The 24,474-nt window shown below is 64.8% G+C and carries 25 protein-coding genes and 1 pseudogene; 14 read left to right on the plus strand and 12 right to left on the minus strand.

Translation table 11 applies throughout. The features are described from left to right. Nucleotides 1-92: 92 nt before the first annotated feature. From J3489_RS05450 to J3489_RS05460, 3 genes are all read right to left on the minus strand, one after another. Entirely contained in the window at nt 93-1,733 is a 1,641-nt protein-coding gene (locus tag J3489_RS05450) for a sensor histidine kinase (RefSeq protein ID WP_242539801.1), read from the minus strand. A 168-nt stretch (nt 1,734-1,901) separates the two neighbouring features. Beyond that, on the minus strand, nt 1,902-2,609 hold the full coding sequence (locus J3489_RS05455) for an SDR family oxidoreductase (protein ID WP_206996694.1): 708 nt from the start codon (nt 2,607-2,609) through the stop codon (nt 1,902-1,904). A 219-nt stretch (nt 2,610-2,828) separates the two neighbouring features. Further along, the gene (locus J3489_RS05460) at nt 2,829-3,770 is read right to left on the minus strand and encodes a LysR family transcriptional regulator (RefSeq protein ID WP_206996695.1); all 942 of its coding nucleotides are present in this window, start codon (nt 3,768-3,770) and stop codon (nt 2,829-2,831) included. Between the two features lie 99 nt (nt 3,771-3,869). On the opposite strand from J3489_RS05460, the gene J3489_RS05465 reads away from it, so the two are divergent. Together J3489_RS05465 and J3489_RS05470 are read left to right on the plus strand one after the other, a co-directional pair. Further along, complete coding sequence (locus tag J3489_RS05465; protein WP_206996945.1) at nt 3,870-4,271, plus strand: VOC family protein; 402 nt, start codon at nt 3,870-3,872, stop codon at nt 4,269-4,271. Between the two features lie 31 nt (nt 4,272-4,302). Further along, nucleotides 4,303-4,971 (plus strand): Pr6Pr family membrane protein, encoded by a 669-nt coding sequence (locus J3489_RS05470; RefSeq protein ID WP_206996696.1) that lies wholly within the window; start codon nt 4,303-4,305, stop codon nt 4,969-4,971. Between the two features lie 37 nt (nt 4,972-5,008). On the opposite strand, the pseudogene J3489_RS05475 reads toward J3489_RS05470, so the two are convergent. Then, a pseudogene (locus J3489_RS05475) lies at nt 5,009-5,146 on the minus strand (succinylglutamate desuccinylase); the annotation flags it as partial. 105 nt (nt 5,147-5,251) lie between these two features. On the opposite strand from J3489_RS05475, the gene J3489_RS05480 reads away from it, so the two are divergent. The 4 genes from J3489_RS05480 (at nt 5,252) to J3489_RS05495 (ending at nt 9,998) form a co-directional block, all read left to right on the plus strand. Next, a complete protein-coding gene (locus J3489_RS05480) occupies nt 5,252-5,968 on the plus strand; it encodes a YceH family protein (RefSeq protein WP_206996697.1) in 717 nt (238 codons plus the stop codon). Nucleotides 5,969-6,101: 133 nt separating this feature from the next. Beyond that, a complete protein-coding gene (locus J3489_RS05485; RefSeq protein WP_206996698.1) occupies nt 6,102-7,421 on the plus strand; it encodes an Nramp family divalent metal transporter in 1,320 nt (439 codons plus the stop codon). Between the two features lie 171 nt (nt 7,422-7,592). Next, nucleotides 7,593-7,919, plus strand: coding sequence for a DUF4148 domain-containing protein (locus tag J3489_RS05490; protein ID WP_206996699.1), 327 nt, complete (start codon nt 7,593-7,595; stop codon nt 7,917-7,919). 693 nt (nt 7,920-8,612) lie between these two features. After that, complete coding sequence (locus tag J3489_RS05495) at nt 8,613-9,998, plus strand: NCS2 family permease (protein WP_206996700.1); 1,386 nt, start codon at nt 8,613-8,615, stop codon at nt 9,996-9,998. A gap of 227 nt (nt 9,999-10,225) precedes the next feature. Here J3489_RS05495 and J3489_RS05500 read toward each other — a convergent pair whose 3' ends face one another. The 3 genes from J3489_RS05500 to J3489_RS05510 all read right to left on the minus strand — a co-directional run bounded on the left by J3489_RS05500 (nt 10,226) and on the right by J3489_RS05510 (nt 14,815). After that, nucleotides 10,226-11,356 carry an acyl-CoA dehydrogenase family protein gene (locus J3489_RS05500; RefSeq protein ID WP_206996701.1) on the minus strand — a complete coding sequence of 377 codons (1,131 nt, stop codon included), beginning with the start codon at nt 11,354-11,356 and terminating at the stop codon, nt 10,226-10,228. 13 nt (nt 11,357-11,369) lie between these two features. Next, the gene (locus tag J3489_RS05505; RefSeq protein ID WP_206996702.1) at nt 11,370-12,578 is read right to left on the minus strand and encodes an acyl-CoA dehydrogenase family protein; all 1,209 of its coding nucleotides are present in this window, start codon (nt 12,576-12,578) and stop codon (nt 11,370-11,372) included. A 98-nt stretch (nt 12,579-12,676) separates the two neighbouring features. After that, nucleotides 12,677-14,815: a 3-hydroxyacyl-CoA dehydrogenase NAD-binding domain-containing protein gene (locus J3489_RS05510; RefSeq protein ID WP_206996703.1), complete on the minus strand. Its 2,139-nt coding sequence runs from the start codon at nt 14,813-14,815 to the stop codon at nt 12,677-12,679. A gap of 188 nt (nt 14,816-15,003) precedes the next feature. On the opposite strand from J3489_RS05510, the gene J3489_RS05515 reads away from it, so the two are divergent. The 8 genes from J3489_RS05515 (at nt 15,004) to J3489_RS05550 (ending at nt 19,353) form a co-directional block, all read left to right on the plus strand. Continuing rightward, complete coding sequence (locus J3489_RS05515; RefSeq protein WP_206996704.1) at nt 15,004-15,900, plus strand: LysR family transcriptional regulator; 897 nt, start codon at nt 15,004-15,006, stop codon at nt 15,898-15,900. 264 nt (nt 15,901-16,164) lie between these two features. After that, nucleotides 16,165-16,854, plus strand: coding sequence for a hypothetical protein (locus J3489_RS05520; protein WP_206996705.1), 690 nt, complete (start codon nt 16,165-16,167; stop codon nt 16,852-16,854). Nucleotides 16,855-16,977: 123 nt separating this feature from the next. Further along, nucleotides 16,978-17,511 carry a hypothetical protein gene (locus J3489_RS05525; RefSeq protein WP_206996706.1) on the plus strand — a complete coding sequence of 178 codons (534 nt, stop codon included), beginning with the start codon at nt 16,978-16,980 and terminating at the stop codon, nt 17,509-17,511. A 12-nt stretch (nt 17,512-17,523) separates the two neighbouring features. Further along, nucleotides 17,524-17,994 (plus strand): hypothetical protein, encoded by a 471-nt coding sequence (locus J3489_RS05530; protein WP_206996707.1) that lies wholly within the window; start codon nt 17,524-17,526, stop codon nt 17,992-17,994. 37 nt (nt 17,995-18,031) lie between these two features. Then, complete coding sequence (locus tag J3489_RS05535) at nt 18,032-18,328, plus strand: hypothetical protein (RefSeq protein WP_206996708.1); 297 nt, start codon at nt 18,032-18,034, stop codon at nt 18,326-18,328. A gap of 149 nt (nt 18,329-18,477) precedes the next feature. Beyond that, nucleotides 18,478-18,762, plus strand: coding sequence for a YxzC family protein (locus tag J3489_RS05540; protein WP_206996709.1), 285 nt, complete (start codon nt 18,478-18,480; stop codon nt 18,760-18,762). Nucleotides 18,763-18,852: 90 nt separating this feature from the next. After that, complete coding sequence (locus tag J3489_RS05545; protein WP_206996710.1) at nt 18,853-19,050, plus strand: DUF4926 domain-containing protein; 198 nt, start codon at nt 18,853-18,855, stop codon at nt 19,048-19,050. A gap of 63 nt (nt 19,051-19,113) precedes the next feature. Beyond that, a complete protein-coding gene (locus J3489_RS05550; RefSeq protein ID WP_206996711.1) occupies nt 19,114-19,353 on the plus strand; it encodes a hypothetical protein in 240 nt (79 codons plus the stop codon). 130 nt (nt 19,354-19,483) lie between these two features. On the opposite strand, the gene J3489_RS05555 is transcribed toward J3489_RS05550, so the two are convergent. The 5 genes from J3489_RS05555 to J3489_RS05575 all read right to left on the minus strand — a co-directional run bounded on the left by J3489_RS05555 (nt 19,484) and on the right by J3489_RS05575 (nt 24,426). After that, entirely contained in the window at nt 19,484-20,530 is a 1,047-nt protein-coding gene (locus tag J3489_RS05555; RefSeq protein WP_206996712.1) for an ABC transporter substrate-binding protein, read from the minus strand. A gap of 105 nt (nt 20,531-20,635) precedes the next feature. Next, a complete protein-coding gene (locus tag J3489_RS05560) occupies nt 20,636-21,784 on the minus strand; it encodes an NAD(P)/FAD-dependent oxidoreductase (RefSeq protein ID WP_206996713.1) in 1,149 nt (382 codons plus the stop codon). Further along, complete coding sequence (locus J3489_RS05565) at nt 21,777-23,228, minus strand: FAD/NAD(P)-dependent oxidoreductase (protein ID WP_206996714.1); 1,452 nt, start codon at nt 23,226-23,228, stop codon at nt 21,777-21,779. The genes J3489_RS05560 and J3489_RS05565 overlap by 8 nt, the downstream gene beginning before the upstream one ends. Continuing rightward, the gene (locus J3489_RS05570) at nt 23,225-23,632 is read right to left on the minus strand and encodes a (2Fe-2S)-binding protein (protein ID WP_206996715.1); all 408 of its coding nucleotides are present in this window, start codon (nt 23,630-23,632) and stop codon (nt 23,225-23,227) included. Before J3489_RS05570 ends, J3489_RS05565 begins: the two co-directional genes overlap by 4 nt. Beyond that, on the minus strand, nt 23,632-24,426 hold the full coding sequence (locus J3489_RS05575; RefSeq protein ID WP_206996716.1) for an ABC transporter permease: 795 nt from the start codon (nt 24,424-24,426) through the stop codon (nt 23,632-23,634). Before J3489_RS05575 ends, J3489_RS05570 begins: the two co-directional genes overlap by 1 nt. Nucleotides 24,427-24,474: the final 48 nt, after the last annotated feature.

Genomic DNA, 24,474 nt, shown 5'->3' on the forward strand with positions numbered 1-24,474 from the left:
AATCGGCGATGGCTTGAGTTTGCGTAGGCGTACAGGAATGCCTATAGGCGTTTTCCTACAAGCCGGCAGACGGTGTGGAAAGAGAGGCGGGGTTACGCGGGGCTGTCGTCGCCGACCGCGGCGAGGGGGAGATCGACCGTCAGGCGCAATCCCTGGCCCGGCGCGGTATCGATGACAGCCGTGCCGTTCAAGAGGCGCACGCGCTCGCGAATGCCGAGCAAGCCGAACGATTTGTCCTTGCGCGGCGCGTCGGCGGCGATGCCGCGGCCGTCGTCGGCCACGATCACGCGCCACGCGTCGTCGACGAGCATGGCCTCGACGTGCACCTGGGTCGCCTGCGCGTGGCGCGCGACGTTCGTCAGCGCTTCCTGCACGATGCGGAACACCGCGGTCGCGGCGGCCGGGTTGAAGCTCGGCTCGCCGCTCGGGAAGTCGAGCATGACGGGGATGCCGTAGCGGGTTTCGAAATTGCGCGCGAGCCATTCGAGGGCCGGCACGAGGCCGAGGTCGTCGAGCGCGACGGGCCGCAGGCCGGCCGCGATGCGCCGCACCGAAGTCACCGTTTCGTCGATCAGCGCCTGCATCGACTGTGCTTGCGCGCGCAATTCCGGCGACATCGCGCGGTCCTGCAGATCGGTTTCGAGCATCGTGAGGTCGATCTTGATGGCGGTCAGGCGCTGGCCGAGATCGTCGTGCAGCTCGCGCGCGATGCGTTTCTGTTCCTCTTCGCGTGCGGCCTGGATGCTGGCCGACAACAGGCCCAGGTGCTCGAGTTCCTTCACGCGCATGCGTTCCTGCAGGTCGCGCCGCGTGAGCGCCGCGAGCCGCGCGTAGAGCATCCCGCTTTCGACGAGCAGCACCACCAGCACGAAGCTCGCGGAAAGCAGACCGTAGATCCGGCCCACGTAGAAGCCGAGGTCGAAGCGGCCGTGGTTGAGCACCGCGGCGAGCGCGATGTCGATCATCCAGGCGCACAAGACGACTCGCAGCCACATGTCGAGCGTCGAGCGCGTGCCGAAGCGCAGCAGCACGAGGAACGCGGCGAGGCTCGTCGCCCAGACGAGCGTGATCGTCACGCGATACACCGGAGTGAAGCGGCCCTGGTTCAGCAAGTCGGGCAGCGACGCCCGGCCCGCGGTCGCCAAGGCGGCGAGGGCAAACGCGATCGCGAGCGCGAGCGCCGCGTACAGCAGGATGGCGCGGCGCGGGGCGATTTCCGGAATCCGGGCGAGCGGGCCGCCTTCGACGCGCTCGTCCTTGAGCAGCGCATAGACGCTCACGAAGAGCGGAAACCCGGCATGCCAGAACACGTAGATCCACGCCGTGCTTTGCGGGCCCGCGCCGATCAGGCCGCCGGGCGCGAACAGGCCGGGAAACGTGAGCGCGTGCGCGACCGTCATGCCGGCGGTGAAGAGATAGCCGCAGGCCAGCACGAGGAGGCGTTGGGATCTCAGCGAATAGAACTGGCCGAGGAGCAGCATCGAGGTGATCAAATCGGTCACCACGAGTGCCGATTCGTAGGTCGGGACGAATGCCCAGATGACCGGCCACTCGCGCTTGGCGAACGGGACGGCGGCGAGAAACACGGCGACGCTCACGAGCATCAGCGTGCGCGCGAGCCTCCGCTCGCCGGGCCCGGCCGGCACGGTCGACAGGAACATCCGATTGCCTTGCGCCAAATCGCGCCCGGCGTCGTTGCCAGGCATCCCCGAGTCGCCGGCGAGCTGTTCCATTCTTGTCCTCACTTCACCGCTTGTCGGATAGCCGCGAAAGACCGGCGGCGCTTTGGAAGTTGGTGCAGAGCTTGGAGCGGGAAGTGTACTACCGGGTAAGCGGATGAGCGAGATGCAGGGGCGGCTTGCGCGACCGCCCCTATGTTGCGCTTGACGTGACGCGATCGGTCACGCGATCGCGCCGCCGCCGTCGACGAGCACGGTGGAGCCCGTCGCATACGGCGTCGTCGCCAGATAGACGACCGCGTTGGCGAGGTCTTCCGGCTGGCCGACGCGGCATGCGGGCAGGCGGGCGGCGGCGCTGTCGTACATGCCTTGGCGCGCTTCGGCGCCGAGCTTGTCCCACAGCGGCGTCGCGATCAGGCCCGGCGACACCGTGTTGACGCGCACCGGCGAGAGTTCCAGCGCCAGCCCGCGCGCCAGCGCTTCGAGGGCGGCGTTGATCGCGCCTTGCAGCACCGACGTCTTGCTTGGCCGCACGCTCAGGAAGCCGGACACGAAGGTCAGCGAGCCGCCTTCGGCGATCCTGGCCGCACGCGCCACGCGATACGCGCCCCAGAACTTGCTTTCCATCGCGGCGTAGGCATCGGGCAGCGGCAGTTGACGCACGGGTCCGCCCGGCGTTTGCGCGGCTGAGATCACGACGTGATCGAAGGTGCCGGCCTGCGCGAAGAAGGCTTCGACGCCGGCTGCATCGGTCGTATCGAGCACGGCTGTCGCGACGGGCTTGCCGATCTGCGCGGCGGCGGCGTCGAGCTTTGCCTGGCTGCGCGACGCGATGACGACGTTCGCGCCGCGTTCGGCAAACGCCTTGGCGGTTGCGGCGCCAATGCCGGAGCTGCCGCCTACGACGAGAATGCGTTGGGGGTCGTTCATGATGCCTCCCGCCGGACCGCCCCAAGGGAGGCATCCGCCCCCTCGGGGGGCAGCGAACGATAGTGAGCGTGGGGGTCGTACATATCAAGCCTCGATTCGTGAGTTGAGTGGAAGGACGTGCTACGACGTGACTCCATTCTGCAAATCGAGCCGGGCTTTGATAATTGGCGTGAATCTTGAATCACTTTCAACCGCTGCGGAAAGATCGCGGCGGCTTGCCTAGCTCGGTGACTCATGCGCCGGCGGATTCAAATACGCGTCCAACTCGCCGGACACCGTGTTGAAACGCTCGATCAGAAAGTCCAGCAGCGCGCGCACGCGCGGCGCCATATACCGGTTGCGTTGATAGATCGCGTGCACGGGCGCATCGGGAGAGCGCCACTCCGGCATCACCACGCTCAAGCGGCCGGCGCGCAGGTCGGCGCCGATGTCCCAGATCGACTTCATCGCGATGCCGTAGCCCGCCACGGCCCATTCGCGCGCGACGGCGCCGTCGTTGGTTTCGCGGGCGGCGGCCAGGGGCACCGTATACGCGGCCATTTCTTCGCCTCGCGCGAAATGCCACTCGTTGGTGAAACCGCTGGCTGTGCCGATGCACGGGAACCGTTCGAGGTCGCGCGGATGTCCGGGCGTTCCATGTTTCGCGAGATATTCCGGCGAGGCGCACAGCACGCGCCGGTTCGACGCGAGGCGCCGCGCGACGAGCGCGCTATCCGGCGGAACGCCGAAGCGGACTGCAAGATCGAGATCGTCCTGCAACAAATTCGCCAGCGAATCGGACAACACCAGCCCGAACGTGACTTCCGGGTAGTGCTGGTTGAACTCGTCGAGCCAGCCCTTGAGGACGTGGCGGCCGAAGTCGGACGTCGCCGAAATCCGCACCTTGCCGCGCACGACGGTGCTGCCGGCCTGCAGTGCCGCGTGTGCGTCGTCGAGCGCTTGCAGCGCCAGCTGACAGTGCGCGAGGTACATCCTGCCTTCTTCGGTGAGCCGCAACTGGCGAGTCGTGCGCTCGAAGAGCCGCGTGTGCAGGGCGGCTTCCAGTTTCACGAGCCGCGCGCTCGCCGCGGCGGGGGAAAGACCGAGCTTGCGGCCTGCCGCCGAAAGTCCACCGAGGTTCGCCGCTTCTACGAAGAGCCGGATGTCGCCAAGGTTGTCCACGATATTTCCGTTTCGTTTGAAATTGATTCAAAGCCTACGCCAATTATCAAGCGACAGCGTGGTATGCAGAATGCGGACATCGACAGTCACTGCAACATCATGAAGCTCGATCACGCCACGATCGTTACCCAGGATCTCGAAGCCGCGCGGCATTTCTTTTGCGCGGTCGCGGGCCTGACCGACGGCTGCCGGCCGCCGTTCGGCGTCGGCGGCCATTGGCTCTACGCCGATGGGCGGCCCGTCATTCACCTCGTCGAAGCGACCGTGCCGTCGCTCGAAGGCAGAGCCGCGCCGCGCATCGATCATGTTGCGTTTCGTGTCGACGATGGCAGCGAGTGGCGCGCGCTGCTCGGTCGCCTGCACGCGAACCGCGTTCCGTTTGAAGCCGCCGAGGTGCCGCTCACCGGCGAGCTGCAGCTGTTCGTCGCGCTCGGTCCGGGCGTCGCCGTCGAGTTCGTGACCCGGCTCGATCGATTTTTCGAAAGAGACTTTCGGGGATAATGCGCACGAGCCCATTCGTCTTGTCCCTCCCATGCGCGTGCTGATTTCGAGCGGTCGTCTCGTCTGCGTCCTGTTCATTTGGGCGGCCATCGTCAACGGCATCGTCGCCAAATGGGGCAACCCTGCCTTCGCGCTTTCCAATTATTTCAGCTATTTCACGAACATCAGCAATCTGTTTGCGTCGGCGGTGCTGCTGGCAGGCGTAGTCAGGAACGGGAGGCCCGCGTCGCGCACGGTCGATAGGTTGCGCGCGGCTGCGACGGTCTACTTGCTCGTGACCGGCATCGTCTACGCGCTGCTGCTCGCGCCGATCGACGCGGTGACGCACGCGACGCCCACGTTCAACAACTGGGTGCTGCATAGGGTCATGCCGACGGCGATGGTGGCGGACTGGCTGATCGAGCCGCCGCGCACGCGCATACGCCTGCGCGAAGCGTGGGTGCTGCTGCTGTTCCCGATCCTCTACGTCGGCTATACGCTGGTTCGCGGCGCGTTGGTCGGCTGGTACCCGTATCCGTTTCTCGATCCGCAGAGCAACGGTTATCGCTTCGTCGTCGAACATCTGCTGCTGATCACGGGCGGTTCGATACCGCTCATCGCGGGGATCGTCTGGCTGGGCGCGCCCGTCGACGCCCGCACGACCCACCGCGGCGCCGATGCGACGCGCACGCGAGGCGCCGATTCCGACGCGCCGACATAATCCGGCGCCGCAGCCGGCAGGCGCCGGCGCACCGGCCTCATGCCCCGAGCAGCGCGCCGCTGCGGACCGGCCGGATGCCCGTGACGCGCCCGAGCGGCGCGCCGGCCGTCACGAAGCGGATCGCGCGCCGCATGTACAGCACGCCTTCGGTGTGGCTGCACACGGTGGTGGTGTCGCGTCGTACGCGCGTATGATCAAACGCCATGAACGCCGCATGAGACTGGAGTAAGCGCTGAAGCGCTAACTCCAGCCGACAAAAACCCACGCACCCCCACCACATATGAACTCCACTCCCGAAGTTTCCCCGCCGCGACCCATTCGCATCCTGAGCCCGCTGGAGGCTCGCGTGCTGGGCGTGCTGGTCGAAAAGCAGCACACGGTGCCGGACACGTACCCGCTCTCGCTCAACGCGCTGACTTCAGGCTGCAACCAGAAGACCGCGCGCGCTCCGGTGATGAACGCGACCGAAGCCGAGGTGCTCAACGCAATCGAGGATCTCAAGCACCTGAGCCTGGTCTTCGAAGGCAGCAGCAGCCGCGTGCCGCGCTTCGAGCACAACCTGAACCGCGTGCTCGGCATTCCGAGCCAGGCCGGCGCGTTACTGACGGTGCTGATGCTGCGCGGTCCGCAGACCGCGGCCGAGCTGCGGCTCAACTCCGCGCGTCTGCATGCGTTTGCCGATGCGTCGTCGGCCGAGGCGTTTCTGGAGGAACTCGGAGAGCGCGATCCGCCGCTCGTCGTCAAGTTGCCGCGCGCGCTCGGCGAACGCGAAAGCCGCTGGGCGCATCTGCTGTGCGGCGAGGCGAGCGTGCCCGCGGGCGCGGGCGATGCGGCGCCGGGCGCCGTCGTCGACCTGGCAGTCTCACTCGACGAATTCGACGCGCTGAAAAGCGAGCAAAAGCGCCTGGCCGCCGAAGTGGGGCGGCTTCAGGCGCTCGTCGAGCACATGGCGGCTGAACTGGGGATCTCGCTCGACAAGATCGGCGAGCGGTCATAGCGTCCGCCGCGCGCGTGCGAGCCGCGAAATAAAACGCGGCAAAAGCTATGCTTTCTTAGATCCGCGATGCGGCGAGGACGGATTCACGCGGAATCCGCCCGGCATGCCGCTCTCCAACCGCGCGAGGCGAAGGATGGATGGACGCGTTCGCGACGACACGGCGCCCTCGACGATAACGGGGCGCACGAAGCTCGCGATTCGGGAAGTGCTGGAAGGGCGCCGCAAGGGCCTGTCGATGATCGTGCCGCTGGCGGGCCCGGCGGTGGTCGTGTCGGTGGCCTACATGGACCCGGGTAACTTCGCGACCAACATCCAGGCCGGCGCGCGCTACGGCTATGCGCTCCTGTGGGTCGTGCTGCTGGCGAACGTCGTCGCGATGCTGTTCCAGGCGCTCTCGGCGAAGCTCGGCATCGTCACCGGCAAGAACCTCGCCGAACTGTGCCGCGCATATTTCCCGATGCCGCTCGTGCTGCTGATGTGGGGCGTGAGCGAGATCGCCGCGATGGCGACCGATCTGGCCGAGTTCCTCGGCGGCGCGATCGGCCTGTCGCTGCTGTTTCACGTGCCGCTCGCCGCCGGCATGATCGTCACGGCAATCGTCACCTATGTGCTGCTGCTGTTCGAGAAGGCGGGCTTCCGGCCGCTCGAGCTTGCGATCGGCGCGCTGGTCGGCATCATCGGGCTCTCGTATGTCGCCGAGCTGTTCATCACGAACGTGGCGTGGCACGGCGTATTCGGCGGCATGTTCTCGCTCCATCTGCCCGACGCGGACGCGGTGATGATCGCGGTCGGCATCATCGGCGCGACCGTGATGCCGCACGCCCTGTTCCTGCACTCGGGCCTCACGCAAAGCCGCGCGATCGCTTACACGCCCGACGAGCAACGCACGCTCGTGAAGTTCTCCGACATCGAAGTCGTCATCGCACTGACGGTGGCGGGGCTCATCAACATGGCGATGGTGATCATGGCGTCGGCCGCGTTTCATGCGGGCCATCCGGACGTCGCCGAGATCCAGACCGCTTATCACACGCTCGCGCCGCTGCTTGGCATCGGCGCGGCCGGAATCTTCCTGCTCGCGCTGATCGCATCGGGCATTTCGAGCTCGGTCGTCGGGACCATGGCGGGGCAGATGATCATGCAGGGCTTCGTCGGCTTTCAGATTCCGCTCTGGCTGCGACGCGTCATCACGATGGTGCCGAGCGTCGTGGTCGTGGCGATGGGCGTGGACGCGACGCGCGCGCTCGTCATCAGCCAAGTCGTGCTGAGTCTGGCGCTGCCGTTTCCGATGGCGACCCTGGTTTGGTTCAGCTGCCGGCGCAGCGTGATGGGCGAGCACACCAACTCGGTGTTGCTGGCGGTGACGGCGAGTGTCGCCGCGGCCGGCGTTTTGGCGTTGAACGTCATTCTCGTGCTGCAGACGTTCGGCGTGAACACCCCGGGGTTGCCGAGCTGACGAGGCGGCCTTGCCGCACGAATCGCGCGGGGCGGACATTCTTACACTTGATGAAATGGTCTCTTGTTCACTCGGGGATTTTTACGGCTCGTTTCAGAGCCTATTCTTGAGCCGTTCGCCAAGGACTTTGCGTTCGAAGCGGTTCAGAAATCATCCATCGAGGTAAGAATCATGAAGACCCATCTGTTTGCCGTGGCTGCCGCCGCCGTGCTGCTTTCCGCGCCGCTCGCTTCGTTCGCGCAGCAATCGAATGCGCCGCTTACGCGCGCCGAAGTGCGTGCGCAGCTTATCGAAGCGGAGAAGGCCGGCTACACCGCCAACGACAACCTCACCTATCCCGCCGACGTGCAGACCGTCGAAGCGAAGATTGCCGCGGCGGACGGCCAGGCGCAGCCGGTAAAGACGGGCTATGGCCCGGCGCTTGGCGGCACGTCGCAGTCGGGCGCGACCCGGGCTGTGTCGAACGGCGGCACGAAGCCGCTCTATTTCGGCCAATGATGCAGTACGGTCGCAGCGGGACGCCACGCGGGCGTCCCGCTGTGTCTGCGCGTCGAACCGGCGCGCAATCGCCCGCTAAAGCGCCGCATTGCCATTCCCGCATTCCCCCCGATTCCTCCGCCGGGATCGCTGCTTCCGTCTCTCCGCTTCCCCCTCCGTTAGGCGCAACTGTCGGCTTATCGTAAGATTCGGCCCTCGCCGGGCTTGAAATCCGCCCGTTCATCCAGCGCTCAAATATCCGCCTTAACAGATTCACACTAAGCGTATACACGCGGTCGGAGACGGCGAATCCCGGTTTGACGCGGATATAAGCGCTATGACATGCGCTGCATGCTCCTGGCCCGATGGGACGTGATGTCACGTTCGCCTAACCTTCGCTACGGCAAAGTGCAAATGACGAGGCTGATAGAAAAGCGCGTCGCACAAGCGCAAGAAAAAAAGCAGCCGACGCTTCTGAAACGACGAGACGCACAACGACTCGCCCGTCCCCAAGACGTTGCTGACAAGCCTAAGCCTCTCAAGAAAACGCCGGGCCGCCCCAAGTTTTCCGCCCCGCAGGAAGTCCTCTTGGGGGATTGCCCCCTCGGGGGGGCCTGACGCGCAGCGGCAGGTCTGGGGGCGCTATTAGATTCGAGACAAACCTGATGACGGTCCGCAGCGGCCGTTTCAGCATGCTGATAAAGGAGCAAGCTCATGAGTGATACCCAGGCGCAGCCGGTCGTCGGCGTCGGCGCGGAAACAGACTTCGGCACCAAGGGATTCATCGATCGATATTTCGGCATTTCCTCGCGCGGCAGCACGCAGCGTCAGGAAATCGTCGCGGGCGTCACCACGTTTCTGGCGATGGTCTATTCGGTGTTCGTCGTGCCCGGCATGTTCGGCAAGGCCGGTTTCGACATGAGCGCCGTGTTCGTCGCCGTCTGTCTGACTACGGCCTTCGGCTCGCTGTTGATGGGCCTGTGGGCGAAGCTGCCGATCGCGATCGGCTGCGCGATTTCGCTCACCGCGTTTACCGCGTTCGGCCTCGTGCTCGGCAAGGGCCTGCATCCGACCGTGGCGCTCGGCGCCGTGTTCCTGATGGGGCTCGTGTTCACGGGCATTTCCGTCACCGGCGTGCGCTCGTGGATTCTGCGCAATCTGCCCGCGGGCGTGGCGCACGGCACCGGGATCGGCATCGGCTTGTTCTTGCTGTTGATCGCGTCGAACGACGTCGGTCTCGTCGTCAAGAACCCGGGCGCCGGCCTGCCGGTGTCGCTCGGGCATATCACGTCGTTCCCCGTGATCATGTCGGTGATCGGCCTCGCGGCGATCTTCGGTTTGGTCAAGCGCCGTGTGCCGGGCTCGATCCTGCTCGTGGTGATCGCGATTTCGGCGGCCGGCGTCGCGTTCGATCCGGACGTGAAGTTCCACGGCATCTTCGCGCTGCCGTCGCTCTCCGCGCCGGGCCATGCGTCGCTGATCGGCGCGATGGACATCAAGGGTGCGCTCTCGCTCGCGGTGCTGCCGAGCGTCCTGGCGCTCGTGATGACCGCCGTGTTCGACGCGACCGGCACGATCCGCGCGGTGGCGGGGCAGGCGGGCCAGCTCGACGAGAACGGCCGCATCATCAACGGCGGACGCGCGCTGACCGCGGATTCGCTGAGCTCGATCTTCTCCGGCTTCCTCGGCGGCGCACCGGCTGCGGCCTACATCGAATCGACAGTCGGCGTGGCCGCCGGTGCGAAGACGGGCCTCGCGGCGGCGGTGGTCGGCCTGCTGTTCCTGGTCGTGATGTTCTTTTCGCCGCTCGCGGGTCTTGTGCCGTCGTATGCGACCGCGCCGGCGCTGATGTACGTCGGCCTCATGATGCTCTCCAGCGTGAGCAAGCTGCACATGGACGACATGGTCGACGCGATGTCCGGTCTCGTTTGCGCGGTGTTCATCGTGCTGACCGCCAACATCGTGACGGGCATCATGCTCGGCTTCTCGACGCTCGTGATCGGACGCGTGGTGAGCGGCGAGTTCCGCAAGCTCAACGTCGGCACGGTGGCGATTGCTGCGGTTCTGGTGGCCTTCTACTTCGGAGGCTGGGCCATCTGAAGACGATTTCCGGGCGTTGCCGCGCGAGATGCCGCGGCGACGCATCGAGAGGACGTTGTCTCCTCCACCATCATTTTCGTTGGTGGTCTTCAAGCCTGGGAACTCGCGTTTCCAGGCTCTTTTTATTGGCGCTTTATCGGCGCGTCCGCCGATCTTCATTGCGATAGGCGCTCTCCAACTTCAGACTTTGTGGTTGGCTGCCGTCGATTTGTCGTCCCTGCGAGCGTTCATTGTTTTGAAAGTGCGATATAGCGCGCGAGATGATGATCCTCGTCGCCGAGCTGATGGTCGATCATCACGAGACGCTTCGCGTAGTGGGCGAGCGGCAGCTCCCATGTCATGCCGACGGCGCCGTGCAGCTGCACGGCTTCGGTCGCGACGAGCGCGCCGACGCGGCCGATCGTGACCTTCGCCGCCGACAGCGCACGTTCGCGGACGAGGCGCCCGGCATCGAGCGCGGCGGCCGCGTTGATCACCGCCGAGCGCGCCTGTTCGATTTCGAGCGCGACATCGGCCATGCGGTGCTGCAACGCCTGGAAGCTGCCGATCGGCACGCCGAATTGCTTGCGGGTGCGCAGATAGTCGAGCGTGTCGCGCTGCGCGACGTCCATCGCGCCGAGCGCTTCCGCGCACAACGCGAGCACGCCGAAGCCGAGCGCGGATTCCAGCGTTCGGAAGCCGGCGCCTTCGCTGTCGAGCAAGGCATCGGCGCCGAGCGGCGTGCCGGCAAGCGTGAGCTCGGCGGCGCGCCCGCCGTCGATCAGCGGATAGCCGCGCAAGGAAAGGCCCGGTGCATCGCGCGGCACGATGAAGAGCGAGATGCCGGCTTCATCGTCCACGGCGCCGCCCGTGCGCGCCGACACGACGAAGAAGTCCGCGTGCTCGCCGTGCGGCACGACGGCTTTCGCGCCCGAGAGCACCCAGCCGCCGCCGGCGCGAGCCGCACGGGTGACGACGCGCGACGGTTCGTAGTGCGCGCCCGGCTCGCCATGCGCGAACGCGGCGACCGCGCTGCCGTCGATCAAGCCCGCAAGCCGCGTTTTTTGCGCATCGGTGCCTGCCGAGGAGACCGCACGCCCGGCCATCAGCGCGCCGAGAAACGGCTCGACGACGAGCCCGCGCCCCAGGCTCTCGAAGACCACGGCAATGTCGAACGCGGCGCCGCCGAAACCGCCCTCGGCTTCGCTAAAGAGCGCGCCGACCGCGCCCAATTCTGCAAAACGCCGCCACATGCTGGGGCTATAGCCCGTTTCCGAGCCGGCGAGCTTGTTGCGCGTCTCGAACCCGTATTCGCCGGCAATGAAACGGTCGAGCGTATCCGCGAGCATGCGGCGGTCTTCGGAGTGCTGGAAGTTCATGGCCTCTGTTCCCTCACAGTCCAAGAATCATCTTGGCGATGATGTTCTTCTGGATTTCGTTGGAGCCGCCGAAGATCGACAGCTTGAGGTTGTTGAAATAGCTCGACGCGGCGCTCGCGGCGTCGAGCGGGCCGATCGGCTCGCCGGTGTAGCCGGCGTCGAGTGCGTCCTCGACGAACGGCTGCGCGTGCGGACCCATCGCGCGGCGCGTGAGCGAAGCGATTTCCTGACGGATCTCGGTGCCGCGGATCTTCAGCATCGAGCTTTGCGCGCCCGGAGCGCCGCCGCCGGCCGCCAAAGCGATCGTGCGCAGGTTGGTGGTCTTCATGTTCTCGAGATCGATCTGCACGCGTGCCAGACGCGCCGCGAACAGCGGATCGTCCGCGAGCGGCTTGCCGTTCTTCGTCTGCGACGCGGCGATGCGCTGCAGGCGCTCGAGCGCCGCCACCGAAAAGCCCACGCCCGCGATGTTCGTGCGCTCGTACGTGAGCAGGTATTTCGCGTACGTCCAGCCTTTGTTCTCCTCGCCGATCAGGTTTTCCGCGGGCACGCGCACGTCGGTGAAGAACACCTCGTTGACCTCGTGCTCGCCGTCGAGCGTGATGATCGGGCGCACCTCGACGCCCGGCGTCTTCATGTCGATCAAGAGGAAGCTGATGCCTTCTTGCTTGCGTACGTCGGTCGCAGTGCGCACGAGGCAGAAGATCATGTTCGCGTAGTGGCCGAGCGTGGTCCACGTCTTCTGGCCGTTGACGAGGTAGTGGGCGCCCTGGTCATCCCTGCCGCGCACGGCCGTCGTTCTGACCGACGCCAGATCGGACCCCGCGCCCGGCTCCGAATAGCCCTGGCACCACCAGTCCGAGCCGTCGAGAATGCGCGGCAGCCAGTGGCGCTTTTGCGCTTCGCTGGCGTACTTGATGAGCACGGGGCCGAGCATGTTGACGCCGAACGGCACGATGCGCGGCGCGCCGGCGAGCGCGCATTCGTTGTCGAAGATGAACTTCTGCACCGCGCTCCAGCCCGGGCCGCCGTGTTCGACCGGCCAGTGGCTCGCGAGCCAGCCGCGCTCGTTGAGGATCGCGTGCCACTGCGTCATGTCCTCGCGCGTCAGGCGCTTGCCGTTCTTGACTTGGCTCGAAATGCGCTCGGGCAGCTTGTCGTGCAGGAAACGCTGCACGTCGGCGCGAAACGCTTCTTCTTCGGGAGTGAAATTCAGATCCATGGCGTGACCTTCATTCGGGTTCGGTGAAGGGCCGCGTGCGATGCGCGCGCGAAAACGCGCGGCACGCGGCGCTTGCAGCAGACGACGGGCAGAGCGGATCAGCCCGCGTGCTGATTGAGGCTCGCGAAATCCGCGCCGCGCTCGACGAGTTCGGCGAGAAGCGGCGACGGCTTCCAGAACAGCGGGTCTTCCTTCTCGAAGGCGCGCAGGTCGGCGAGTACCGTCGCGAGTCCCACCGTGTCCGCGTATTTCATCGGGCCGCCGCGATAGCGCGGAAAACCGTAGCCGTGGAGCAGCGTCATGTCGACGTCGAGCGGTCTCAACGCGATCCCTTCGCGAACCACGTTCGCGCCTTCGTTGATGACGGCGGCCATCAGGCGGCGCACGATCTTGCCGTCGGTGAAGCTGCGCGGTACGGCGCCGGCGCGTGCGCGCTCGGCGTCGATGATCGCTTCGACTTCGGGATCGGGCATGCCGGTGCGCGCGCCCTCGGGGTACAGGTAGAAGCCGCGCCGGGTCTTCTGGCCGAACCAGCCGCGCTCGCAGAGGCGGTCGGCGATCTCGACGTAGCGCGCTTGCGGATTGCGCGCCGGGGCGCGGCGCTTTCTCGCGGCCCAGCCGATGTCGCCGCCCGCGAGATCGACCACCTGGTACGGGCCCATCGGATAGCCGAAGTTGCGCATCGCGCTGTCGATCTGATACGGCGAGGCGCCGTCTTCCATGAGGTAATCGGCCGCCGTCCGGTAGACCGCCAGAATCCGGTTGCCGATGAAGCCGTCGCAGACGCCCGCGCGCACGGGCACCTTGCGCAGTTTCTTCGCGAGCTCGAACGCCGTGGCGACGACATCCGCGCTGACCTTCGCCGGCACCACGACTTCGAGCAGCCTCATGATGTTGGCCGGCGAGAAGAAGTGCAGGCCGATCACGTCGGAGGCGCGCGACACGCTGGCCGCGATCTCGTCGATGTCCAGATAGGAGGTGTTGGTCGCGAGCACGGCTTGCGGCTTGCAGACGCGGTCCAGTTCGGCGAACACGGCTTGCTTGACCGCCATGTCTTCGAACACTGCCTCGATCACGAGATCGGCTGAAGAGAGCGCGTCATACGCCGTGCTGCCGGCAAAGCGCGCCATCACGGCGGCTTTCGCGCCGGCGCTCATGCGGCCTTTGGCGACAAGTCCGTCGTAGACGCGCTCGACATGCGCGCGGCCTCGCGAAAGCGCCTCGTCGTCGCGTTCGATCATCGTGACGGGCAGGCCCGCATCGAGCACGGCGACCGCGATGCCCGCGCCCATCGTGCCGCCGCCGATCAAGCCGACGCGCGCGATCTCACGCGGCGCCGCGCTGCGCGTTTCGGGCGCCTTGGCGACTTCGCGCTCGGCGAAGAACGCGTGGATCAAGCCCGCGCGCTGCGGACTGTCGATGCATTGCAGGAACAGCTTGCGTTCGAGCGCGAGGCCTTGATCGAACGGCAGGTCGAGCGCGGCTTCGGCGGCTTCGACGATTTTCAGCGGCGAGAAGAGGCCGCGCGACTTGCGCTCGGTGTCCTTGCGCGCGGCGTGGACGGCGGCACGGCTCGCCTCGCGGTCGGCGAGCGCGGCGGCCGCGCGCGTGGGGCGCACGCTCGCATGCGACGCGAGCAGTTCCTGCGTGTAGGCGAGGCCTTCGGCGAGGATGTCTTCGCTCTGCGCGAGACGGTCGACGAGCCCGAGCTGCGCCGCTTCCGTCCCGCTCGCATGGCGTCCGGAGAGCATCAGATCGAGCGCGGCGGCCGCGCCGATCAGGCGCGGCGCGCGCTGCGTGCCGCCCGCGCCGGGCATCAGGCCGAGCTGCACTTCGGGCAGCCCGAGCTTCGCGTTCGCGACGGCGAGCCGGTAGTGCGCGGCCAGCGCGATCTCGAGACCGCCGCCGAGCGCGGCACCGTGGATCGCGGCGACGACCGGCTTGCGGCACGCCTCGATGCGGTTGCAGACCTCCGGCAGCGAAGGCGGCAGCGGCGGCTTGCCGAACTCGCGGATGTCGGCGCCCGCGATGAAGTTGCGCCCCGCGCCGGCGATCAGCACGGCGGCGACGCCCGCGTCGGCGTCGGCGGCTTCGATCGCGGCGAGCAGGCCGCGCCGCACCTCGACGCCGAGCGCGTTGACGGGCGGATTGTCGATTTCGACGAGCAGGACCTTGCCGTGCATCGTGCGCGTGACGGCGGGGGCGGAACTGCTGGGGCTAAGAGGGGTGTCAGGCATCGTGTTGTCTCCGTACGTGTCTTGGCTCGTGTCGCATTGACGGGGCGGCCCGCTGCGGGGTGCTGCGGCCTGGGTGTGCGCATTGGCGCGTGGGCCTCGTTTAGGGTCGATTGTCGAGTGACTAGGCGCGATTGACAATCCAGGTTCTGGTTGACAGACTGTCAAAATTCCTTTGACACAAAAACTCGATGGACCTGAATTCGCTGTCCTTGCTCGTCGAGATCCTGGAGGCCGGCAACCTCAGCGAGGCCGCGCGGCGCCTGAAGATGACGCGGGCGAACGTCAGCTACCACCTCAATCAGTTCGAGCGCTCGCTCGGGCTGCAACTCGTGCGGCGCACGACACGGCGCGTGGAGCCGACCGAAGCCGGCCTGCGGCTTTACGAGCACGGGCGTGCGATCCGCAACGAACTGCTCGCCGCGCAGGAATCGGTCGCTACGCTGGGATCGACCTTGCAGGGCCGGGTGCGGCTTTCCGTGCCGAGCGGTTACGGGCAATTGGTCATGTCCGGGTGGCTCCTCGAATTCAAGCGGCAGCATCCCGGGATCGTGCTCGACGTGATGTTCGAGAACCGCGTCGAAGACCTGATGCGCGACGAAGTCGATATTGCGGTGCGCGTGATGTCCGAGCCGCCGCAGAACCTGGTCGCGCGGGACATGGGGGCGGTGCGGTATGTCGCGTGCGCGTCGCCTGCCTATGCGGCCGAGCGCGGCATGCCGGCGGGGCTCGACGATTTGCGCACCGCGCCGGTCATCACGGCGGCGGTGGTGGGGCGGCAGTTGCGCGTGGCGGCTTACCTTGGGGACGAACGGCACGAGGTGCTGCTCGAACCGACGCTGATCTCGGAGAACTTCCTGTTTCTACGTCAGGCCGTCCTCGCGGGGCTTGGCGTCGGGATCGTCCCCGACTACGTGGTGATGGACGACTTGCGGCGCGGCGACGTGGTGACCGCGCTCGATGAATGGCGCCTGAGTATCTTCGGCACGCGGATGTACATGCTGTACATGCCGAACCGGCACCACACGCGGGCCGCCAGTGCGTTTATCGAGTTCGTTTTGGAGCAGGCCCGGCGGGAGGGGCGGTGAGGGACCGGGTGGGCGGAGGTGATGTGCTCCCTAGCTGGATGATCTAGGCAAAAAGCAGAGGAGTTTCATTTCGGACTATTCCTATATCGCGCTGCGTCACCACTCGATTACGTTTCGTTCTCCAAAAAACAAACACAGGAGAGAAACGATGCAGATGTCGAGTTGCGCACGACAACGTATGGAAGATGGGCCCGCGATGCGGCTAACGAGTCGAGGGCGACGTCGACATGCGGTAACGCCCCTGGCCCGCCTGGGTGGTGCCCGATGAGCGCGACGAAGAGGCTGCACACCCGCACGTTCGGCTCACAGCCAGAATTGATCCGCATGCGCGAGCTCGAGCTGGAGGACGCATCTTGGGTTCTTCTTCCGGTTTTTGCGTGGACCGCGATCGAGATCAAGGCGAGCTTGGCATTGATGCACAGAAACCTCGTCGACTTTGATCTGAACTCCGTCAACGGATACCAGCTTGCCGAGTTCCTGGACGACACCTTCGATTCATGCTGGCGCCGTGCGCCTGTGTACGACGCGGCCATATTGCGGAATCAGCTGGAAGCGCTCAAACGCCAGATAGACCGTGGGTACTGGGCCGTGCTCGGGTGGTGGGAAGAGCGGATGGTCGAATGGGTGGAGGATGCCCAGTTGCCCGAGGGCGGGCGCTGGCAGCTTCGTCCGAAAGCGCGTTACGCGGAAAACGGCAGCGCATTGCTGTCACGCTTGGAGCAGGTGTCTCGGCAACGCAGGCTGAAAGCGGGAGGGGCAAGCACGCCGCTCGCGGGCGAGCCGTTTCGTGCGCAGTTCGGCGAGCCGTTGCCGGGGGTACCGGTGGCGGGTACGGATCCGGGTAGTTCGTTGTCTGCCTGGAAGGCGGCGCAGCAAATCGCGTCCGACGGTTTGAACTTCGGGAAGGGGCTGGCGAACACGCCGATTCAACTCTCGAACGGGGTGCAGCGGTGAAGGGGCTGGAAGCAGCTGGGGTGTTTCCCCCCAGGAGCCGGAGGCGGTCAAACGCCGCAGATTACTTACTTCCAAACCGATGGGGGGTTGGCTGCGCGTTCGGGTAGCGCGGCGGGACTTGCGTTGACGATGGTCGGACAGATTCCTGAGCAACTCGTGCTAAGTGCTACGAAGGCCGTCCGTCTGGGCGGAAATAATGCAACTGGGATCGCGATGAGCTCAGGCGGCGATCGTCTGATCAATACTCTGGGATCGGCGCGAGCCAATAATGCTGCGGAATATCGAGCCATCGTCGATGATTTGAAGGCGAAGGGCGTCGATATTAGTTATCGCAAAGGGCAGTTTGCGTATGGCCCAGCTCCAAGTGGGGGGCGTCCTGGGAATATCGTTTTCGATCCCGACGCATCGATTTCCGCAATTAGGCACGAGTATGGGCACTATCTCGATGACCTTGCTTCGGGGTATCCTGGGCAACGTTTTTACTATGAAAATCCTAGTGCGCGCTTGGCAACGGAACGACGCCAGTACTTAGGTGAGGTTCGCACTGCAAGGGAACTGGGCGACGCAACCGCTCGCCGCCAATTGGTCGAAGACTATCTCGAAGAGAAGAGGTATCTCATCGAGAATTACTACTCCAAGCCCTACGGCTCTCGTTAAATTGAGGACGCGATGTTATTTCTTGAAAATCCAGAAAGAAGACCTTCTCTTTGGGACAGTTTGACAACACAACTGACCGAGCAAGCAATGTGCATCGTCATTTGGGATGGGCTTGGAAATCCCTTGGCACAAGCACGTATTCTTGATAGCGAATCGGCTGCCAACGCGATTGCAAAATTGCGGGCATCGCAAGTCTGTCGCATTGGTGCCAATCGAGACCAAGCGATTTCGCCTCACTTTGCGGGAAGGCGAGAAGACGATACCGTTACAATCACCGAGCTACTTACATATCCCTCGGAAGGTTCAGTAACCTTAGGGGAGAACAAGATGAAGGCCGACTTGGAAGCAGCTGTAATCAATTTGTTCTTTGCTGAAGATGGTGTGAAAACCGTGTGTGTGCCGATACACTTAGCTCCATGGACAATGGACGATGCTGAGATTGATCTAACACAAGAAGGACTGGTATTTAAAAAGAAGCCATAGAGGGTCGAATGGAATTGTCTCCCGCAGTGTAGAAGGATTGAGCACGCTACGAGAAGGTCTTGGTCGCGAAGTCGCTGAGTTGAGGCGAGTGTATCCAGATATTCAGAACCAGGAATTACAGAAACTGATTCGAATGAACAAAGGCGACGTCTTTGGCAATCTGGAAAGCGCGTTTACCTACGTTCGGAATCGCGGCGTTCCTGATTCACCGGGAAATGGGACGGCGACTGTTGCTGACTTTGGTATCGGGGCGAATGTGGGTAAGGTGAATAACCCGTTCCAAGCTAGCTTCGGATATGCGACTCCTTGGACTAATTTGGGATTTGGGTGGTAACTGTGCTGACAACTTCGCCAAAAACTCGTGCTGACAAAATTCGCTGGTGGATCGCGGTTGCTTTATTTGTTGCTTTTATCGTATATATAGCAATAAAGAATTTAATCCATTAGCCGATAGTGTGGTTTGGATATTGAGCCAAGAATTTGATGCAGATGGCAGTTACATGGGAAGGAGATAAAGATATGCGCGTTGGTCCTCCCACCCGAGCCGAAGTTTTGATGAAAATTGAAGCCATGCGTGCTGCGACCGAATCGCGGGAAGCGGTAGCGGCATGGGCGATGACTATCATCGAGGACGATTCTGTAGAGGTGACAGATAGTGTTGTTTGGAAGGTGCTCAAGAATCTTGGGGCGGTAGACATGCCTGGTATTGACCGACCTTACTTGTATGCAGATGAGGATTTTTCTGACTGGGAGCGCAACCTGAAATAAATCAGAGGGGCCGCTAACGCTGCCCCTCTGTTTATAAGCAAAACTCTACTGCGCCTGGATTAACTGCCATCTACTTTAAGTGTGCCACCCTTGGAATTCAAAGTTAATGACACAATTCGGCTCTTGGTTGAATTAAAAGAGGAAGGGCTTTCAATGGGAAGTATCGGTGCAATTGTTTTCGAATATGAGGAGCCAATAGAGGCATATGAAGTAGAGTTTTGCAACGAAGATGGCGAAACAATTGCACAAACGGTGCTTAAGCCGGAGCAGAATGCTGCGGCACTATAAGAAATCGTGAACAGCCCGCGAAGCGGCAATTCGCTCGGGTCGCGCCTGGATTCCGGAGTGATTATGGCATTTCACATTATCATTGAAATGATCGACGAGAAGGATACAGTTGCCAACTATCGCTTCAAAAGCGACGGAGGGCTAACGGGTGTGTTTCAAATCAACAAGGCGAGCGGAGAAGTAAGAATTCTTGAGGAAATGCCTGGCGACAAGGCGGGGCATATATTTAACCGGGCGGCAGTTAAAATAATGAGAGAGTGGAAGCAAGGCAAGTTGCCTTCAGTAACAGAGTGGGCCTCTTGATCAAATAGCGGGGCAAGCAAATCCGCTACGGGTTAGCAAGGCTACCCGTAGCGCCGAAGTAGAACACCTCGTCCCCGCATTGCGTGAGTATGAGTAAGCACCGGCCGCTCGCCCCTCCCTCCATTCACCCCTACCGCTCGATTTCGCGATTCCAGCGCGCATCCCACTGCGCGCGATGGGCATTGATCACATCCCAATCGACGACGTTGACCTTGCGCACCAGCTCGTCGAGATTGCCGAGGCTTTGCTGCATCGAAGCGGGCATCGTCGCGAGGCGGTTGGTCGGAATCTGCTTGCCTGCGATGGCGGCCTGGGTCTCGGCGGGTGCCGACAACAGGAACTGCGCGAGCTTCTGCGCAAGCTGCGGATCGGGATTGTTGTTGACGACGCACAGATCGACGAGCAGCAGCACCGGGCCTTCTTTCGGACTCACGTAGGCCACCGGAATGCCCTTGTCCTGCAAATCGCCGACTGCGGTCGGCGTAAGCGGAAACAATCCGGCTTCACCCGTCTGCACCATCTCCGAGATCTTCGCCGAGTTCGGAATGTATTCGACGACATTCGGCCCGACCGTGCCTTGCCACTTCGTGAAGCCCGGCTCGACGTTCTGCTCGCTGCCGCCCCACAAGCGGTTGATTTCGAGGAACCCGTGCAGGCCGAACGTGCTGCTCGACGCCGATTGGAACACCACCTTGCCCTTGTATTTCGGATCGGCGAAATCGAGCCACGAGGTGGGCGGCGCCCAGCCTTTTTCCTTGAAGAGCTTCGTGTTGTACGCAATGCCGGTCATGCCGAGCTGGACGCCGGCGCCGATGTCGTCCTTCATGCGCGCGAACGGATAGAGCTCCTTGAGCACCGGCGCATCGTCGAGCTTCTTGCACACGCCCATGCTGACCGCGCGCGCCATCACGCCGTCGTCGAGAAACACGACATGAATCTGCGGATTGCTCTTGTTAGCGAGCAGCTTCGCGAGAATGTCCGACGACGTGCCCGGCACGACGACGACCTTCACGTTGTTGGCTTTTTCGAAGTCGGGCAGCACCTGGCTCGTGTACGCCTTTTCCATCGGGCCGCCGTTCATGCCGATGTAGATCGTCTTGCTTTGCGCGAAGGCGGGGATGGCTGCGGAAAGGCCGCACAAGGCCGCGGCTGCCGCGATCGTTTTGATGAGTTTCATGATGCCGCCCGCCGGGCCGCCCCAAGGGAGGCATCGGGCCCCCTCGGGGGGCAGCGAACGAAAGTGAGCGTGGGGGTGGTTCATATGGTCTCCTGAAGGGCGGAATCACTGCACGGCATTCACAGCGGGAAGCGAAAGCGTGGCGTTGGCACGCGTGAAGCGTTCGATCGAAAACGCGTCGAGCGGCGTTGCGGTGGCGCCGTCGGCGACCAGGTCCGCGAGGACTTCGCCGACGCCCGGCGCGAGCAGAAACCCTGCGCCGGAAAAGCCGAACGCATGCAACAGACGCGGCGTCGTGAAACTCGCGCCGATAATCGGATTGTCGTCGGGCGTCGCGCCTTCGACGCCGCTCCATGTGCGGATCACGAGCGCATGCTCGACGAGCGGCAGCAACTGGCAGGCGTCGCGCATCACGCTGCGCGTGGTGTCGGTGGACGGCTGGCCGAATTCGCCGTCGCCGCGCCCGCGTCCGCCGCCGATCACGACATTGCCGCGCGCCACTTGCCGCGCGTAGATGCCGCCGCCGAACACGCCGAGGTTGTGCGTGATGAACACGGGCAGCGGCTCGGTGACCCACATGTTCGGATAGATCGGTTCGAGCGGCACGGCTTCGCCGAACCTTGCCGCCAGCGTGTTGCCCCAGGCGCCGGCCGCGTTGATGAGCCAGTCGGCGGTAAAGGAGGCGTCGCTCGCGCGCAGCCGGAAACGCGTGCCGTCGAAAACGGCCTCGGTAAGCGCGGCGTTTTCGCGAATCTCCGCGCCGGCCTCGCGTGCGGCACGCGCAAAAGCAGGCGACACGAGGCGCGGATTCGCGTGGCCGTCGCGCTCGCAAAGCGAGCCGCCGACCGCACGCGGACCGAGCCACGGATAGCGGCGGCGGAACGCGTCGCCCGCCATCACGTGCAGATCGAGTCCATGCTCGCCGGCCAGCCGCGCATAGCGGTGGAGCCCGTCGAGATCGGCAACGCTCCGCGCGAGCCGCAAGTGCCCCGACACGACGAATTCGCCGCCGCTGCCGATCAGTTCCGGCAAGCGGTCCCACACACGGCGCGCGCGCAGCGCGAGCGGCAGTTGTTCGGCGGGGCGTCCTTGGCAGCGCACGCCGCCGTAGTTCACGCCGCTTGCCTGCGCGCCGCAAAAGCGCCGCTCGAACAGGCCGACGCGCAAGCCTCGCTTCGCGAGATTGAGCGCCGCCGACGCGCCGACGAGACCGCCTCCCGCGATCGCCACGTCGTAGTGCGTGCCGTCATTCATCGCGGGCCTCCTCGGCGATTTCGGGGACCGCGCCGGAATGGAGCGCGAGCGAGACCGGCACGGGCTTGACGGGTGCCTGCGCACGCAGGCGGCCAACGGCGTCGAGCGAGCGGCCGGTTTCTTCCGCGAGCAGCAGCGCGGCCGCTTCGCCGCACATGCGTCCTTGGCAGCGTCCCATGCCGGCGCGCGTGAGCGCTTTCAGCCGATTGATCTCGGTGACGCCGTCGTTGCGGATCGAGGCGCGCAACGTGCCTGCGTCGATTTCCTCGCAGCGGCACACGATCGTCTCGTCGGGCCAGGGCGAGGCGCAGGGTTCGCGCGGCGTGAACGCGGCGTCGAGCCCGGCGCGGAAGGCAGCGATGCGTCGCATGCGGTGTTCAATCGCAGCGTCGCTATCGATGCCGGACATACGCGGACGCGCCACGCCGAGATCGTCGATCAGCGCCAGTGCCGCGCGGCGTCCCGCGAGTTCCGCCGCATCGGCGCCGGATGGGCCCGCGCCGTCGCCCGCCAGATAGAGGCCTGCAACCGAGCTGCGGCCCGCGTCATCCAGCGAGGGCAGCCAGCCGCGGCTTCTCGAATCGAAGCGAAACGCGCAGCCGGCCAGATCGGCGAGCTGCGTTTCCGGGCGCAGTCCGAAGCCGAGGCCGATCGCATCGCAATCGATCGCGAGCGGCGCGCGTTGCGCCACGCGCCATTCGATGCCGGTGACGAAGCGCTCGCCTCGGACCCGCACGAGCGTCGCGCCGCGCACGATGCGAATTCCTTGCGCGCGCAACCATCCCGCGTAGTAGAGCCCTTTCGCCAGCGTCACAGGATCGTTCGCGAGGCGCGGGACAGCCGCGGCCTGCTGGGCGAACGAGCTCGTATCGATCACGGCGGCCACCTGCGCGCCGGCTTTCGCGCCGGCTTTCGCGTATTGATAGGCAACCAGATAGAGCAGGGGCCCGGTGCCCGCGAACACGACTCGCCTGCCGATCGCGCAGCCCTGCGCTTTCAGCGCGATCTGCGCGCCGCCGAGCGTGAAGACGCCGGGCAGCGTCCAGCCGGGCAGCGGCAGCACGCGATCGGTCGCGCCGCCCGCGATGATGAGGTGCGAGAACGGCACGCTTTGCGCACGCCCGGCATGAAGCGTATCGATGCGCTTGGCGCTGACGCCCCAGGCGAGCGTATCGGGCCGGTAGTCGATGTGCGGCAGCAGCGCGGCCATCGCCGCATGCAGGCGATCGGCCTTCTTTGCCTCGAAGCCATACAGGGTTCGCTTCGATCGCGCGAAGCCGCCCGTTGCCGGCGGCTGCCGATAGATCTGGCCGCCCCAGCGCGCGTTCTCGTCGAGCACGACCGGCGCGAGACCCGCGGCGACGAGCGTTTCGGCGGCGCGCACGCCGGCCGGACCGGCGCCGACGATCACGATGCGAGGGGCTTCGTTCGATGGCGAGCTCATCGGGCGGGCTCCGCGTTGGTGCTCGACCGGGCATCCGGCACGCCGGTGACGATCCGCATCCCGGCTTCGACGAGCGTCGAGCACGCGCGTATCCGTACGCCGTCTTCGGTTCTTACCCAGCAGTCCTGACACGCGCCCATGAGACAGAAACCGGCGCGCGGCGCGCCGCTGAATTCGCTGTCGCGCACGCGCTTGCCGGCGAGCAGGATCGCGGTCAGCACGGTGTCGCCGGCAAGTGCATCGACGTGGCGGCCGTCGAGCGTGAAGGCAACGGGCGCGCGGGCTTGTTCGGCAACGCGCACGAATTGCGGACCGTCGCCGCCGCTCGAATGCGCATCGCGTTCGCGATTCCCGGCAGCGCAGGTATCGGGCGAGAGGTGTGCCATGAGGGACGAGGAAGTCATCAGTGATGCCCGGCCAAAATGCGATTGAGGCCGTATGCCCGGTCGATCAGCAGCATCGCGCCGGCCGTGATGACGATCACGAGCGCGGAGACGGACGCCATCATCGGGTCGATCGATTCGGTCGCATACATGTACATGCGCACCGGCAGCGTGACGGTTTGCGGCGACGTGACGAAGATCGACATCGTCAGCTCGTCGAAGCTGTTGATGAACGCAAGGAGCCAGCCGCCGGTGATGCCGGGAACGATCATCGGCAGCGTGATGCGCTTGAACGTCGTCCATGGGTCGGCGCCGAGCGAAGCGGCGGCGTGCTCGACGCTGCGTTCGAGCCCGGCCACCGAGGCGAGCAAGAGCCGCATCATGAACGGCGTGACGATGATGATGTGCGAGACCGTGAGCCACACGAACGAGCCGGTCGCGCCGATCAGCGCGAAGAAGCGCAGGAACGCGATGCCGAGCACGAGGCTCGGAATCACGAGCGGGGACAGCAGCAAGCCGTTCAGCAAGCCGCGGCCGGGAAAGCGCATCCGTCCGATCGCGAGTGCGGCGGGCAAGGCGAGCGCAAGCGACAGCGTCGCCGACAGCAACGCGAGCTTCACGCTGTTGAAAAACGCGCTGATGAAATCCGGATAGTCGAGAATCGCGCGGAACCAGCGCAGCGAGAAGCCGTGCGTCGGCAGCGTCAGCGTTTCATCGGGTGTGAATGCGACCAGCACGACGATCGCAAGCGGCGCGAGCACGAACAGGATCACGAGCGTGTGAAATGCGAGCGCGATGGGGCCGTTTTTTCTCATTGCCGGAGTCCTCGTGACGCCTCCCGCCGGGCCGTCCCAAGGGAGGCG

The organism is Trinickia mobilis (assembly GCF_017315705.1).
Classification (GTDB): domain Bacteria; phylum Pseudomonadota; class Gammaproteobacteria; order Burkholderiales; family Burkholderiaceae; genus Trinickia_A; species Trinickia_A mobilis.

Excerpts from the sequence above, each read along its gene's own strand:
- J3489_RS05490 (WP_206996699.1), top strand. The coding sequence starts at position 7,593 with ATGAAGACCCATCTGTTTGCCGTGGCTGCCGCCGCCGTGCTGCTTTCC.
- J3489_RS05565 (WP_206996714.1), bottom strand. The coding sequence starts at position 23,228 with ATGAGCTCGCCATCGAACGAAGCCCCTCGCATCGTGATCGTCGGCGCC.
- J3489_RS05505 (WP_206996702.1), bottom strand. The coding sequence starts at position 12,578 with ATGGATCTGAATTTCACTCCCGAAGAAGAAGCGTTTCGCGCCGACGTG.
- J3489_RS05550 (WP_206996711.1), top strand. The coding sequence starts at position 19,114 with ATGGCATTTCACATTATCATTGAAATGATCGACGAGAAGGATACAGTT.
- J3489_RS05570 (WP_206996715.1), bottom strand. The coding sequence starts at position 23,632 with ATGACTTCCTCGTCCCTCATGGCACACCTCTCGCCCGATACCTGCGCT.
- J3489_RS05485 (WP_206996698.1), top strand. The coding sequence starts at position 6,102 with ATGGATGGACGCGTTCGCGACGACACGGCGCCCTCGACGATAACGGGG.
- J3489_RS05470 (WP_206996696.1), top strand. The coding sequence starts at position 4,303 with ATGCGCGTGCTGATTTCGAGCGGTCGTCTCGTCTGCGTCCTGTTCATT.
- J3489_RS05520 (WP_206996705.1), top strand. The coding sequence starts at position 16,165 with ATGAGCGCGACGAAGAGGCTGCACACCCGCACGTTCGGCTCACAGCCA.
- J3489_RS05530 (WP_206996707.1), top strand. The coding sequence starts at position 17,524 with ATGTTATTTCTTGAAAATCCAGAAAGAAGACCTTCTCTTTGGGACAGT.
- J3489_RS05515 (WP_206996704.1), top strand. The coding sequence starts at position 15,004 with ATGGACCTGAATTCGCTGTCCTTGCTCGTCGAGATCCTGGAGGCCGGC.
- J3489_RS05500 (WP_206996701.1), bottom strand. The coding sequence starts at position 11,356 with ATGAACTTCCAGCACTCCGAAGACCGCCGCATGCTCGCGGATACGCTC.
- J3489_RS05465 (WP_206996945.1), top strand. The coding sequence starts at position 3,870 with ATGAAGCTCGATCACGCCACGATCGTTACCCAGGATCTCGAAGCCGCG.
- J3489_RS05575 (WP_206996716.1), bottom strand. The coding sequence starts at position 24,426 with ATGAGAAAAAACGGCCCCATCGCGCTCGCATTTCACACGCTCGTGATC.
- J3489_RS05560 (WP_206996713.1), bottom strand. The coding sequence starts at position 21,784 with ATGAATGACGGCACGCACTACGACGTGGCGATCGCGGGAGGCGGTCTC.
- J3489_RS05510 (WP_206996703.1), bottom strand. The coding sequence starts at position 14,815 with ATGCCTGACACCCCTCTTAGCCCCAGCAGTTCCGCCCCCGCCGTCACG.
- J3489_RS05555 (WP_206996712.1), bottom strand. The coding sequence starts at position 20,530 with ATGAAACTCATCAAAACGATCGCGGCAGCCGCGGCCTTGTGCGGCCTT.
- J3489_RS05540 (WP_206996709.1), top strand. The coding sequence starts at position 18,478 with ATGCAGATGGCAGTTACATGGGAAGGAGATAAAGATATGCGCGTTGGT.
- J3489_RS05480 (WP_206996697.1), top strand. The coding sequence starts at position 5,252 with ATGAACTCCACTCCCGAAGTTTCCCCGCCGCGACCCATTCGCATCCTG.
- J3489_RS05455 (WP_206996694.1), bottom strand. The coding sequence starts at position 2,609 with ATGAACGACCCCCAACGCATTCTCGTCGTAGGCGGCAGCTCCGGCATT.
- J3489_RS05450 (WP_242539801.1), bottom strand. The coding sequence starts at position 1,733 with ATGGAACAGCTCGCCGGCGACTCGGGGATGCCTGGCAACGACGCCGGG.
- J3489_RS05495 (WP_206996700.1), top strand. The coding sequence starts at position 8,613 with ATGAGTGATACCCAGGCGCAGCCGGTCGTCGGCGTCGGCGCGGAAACA.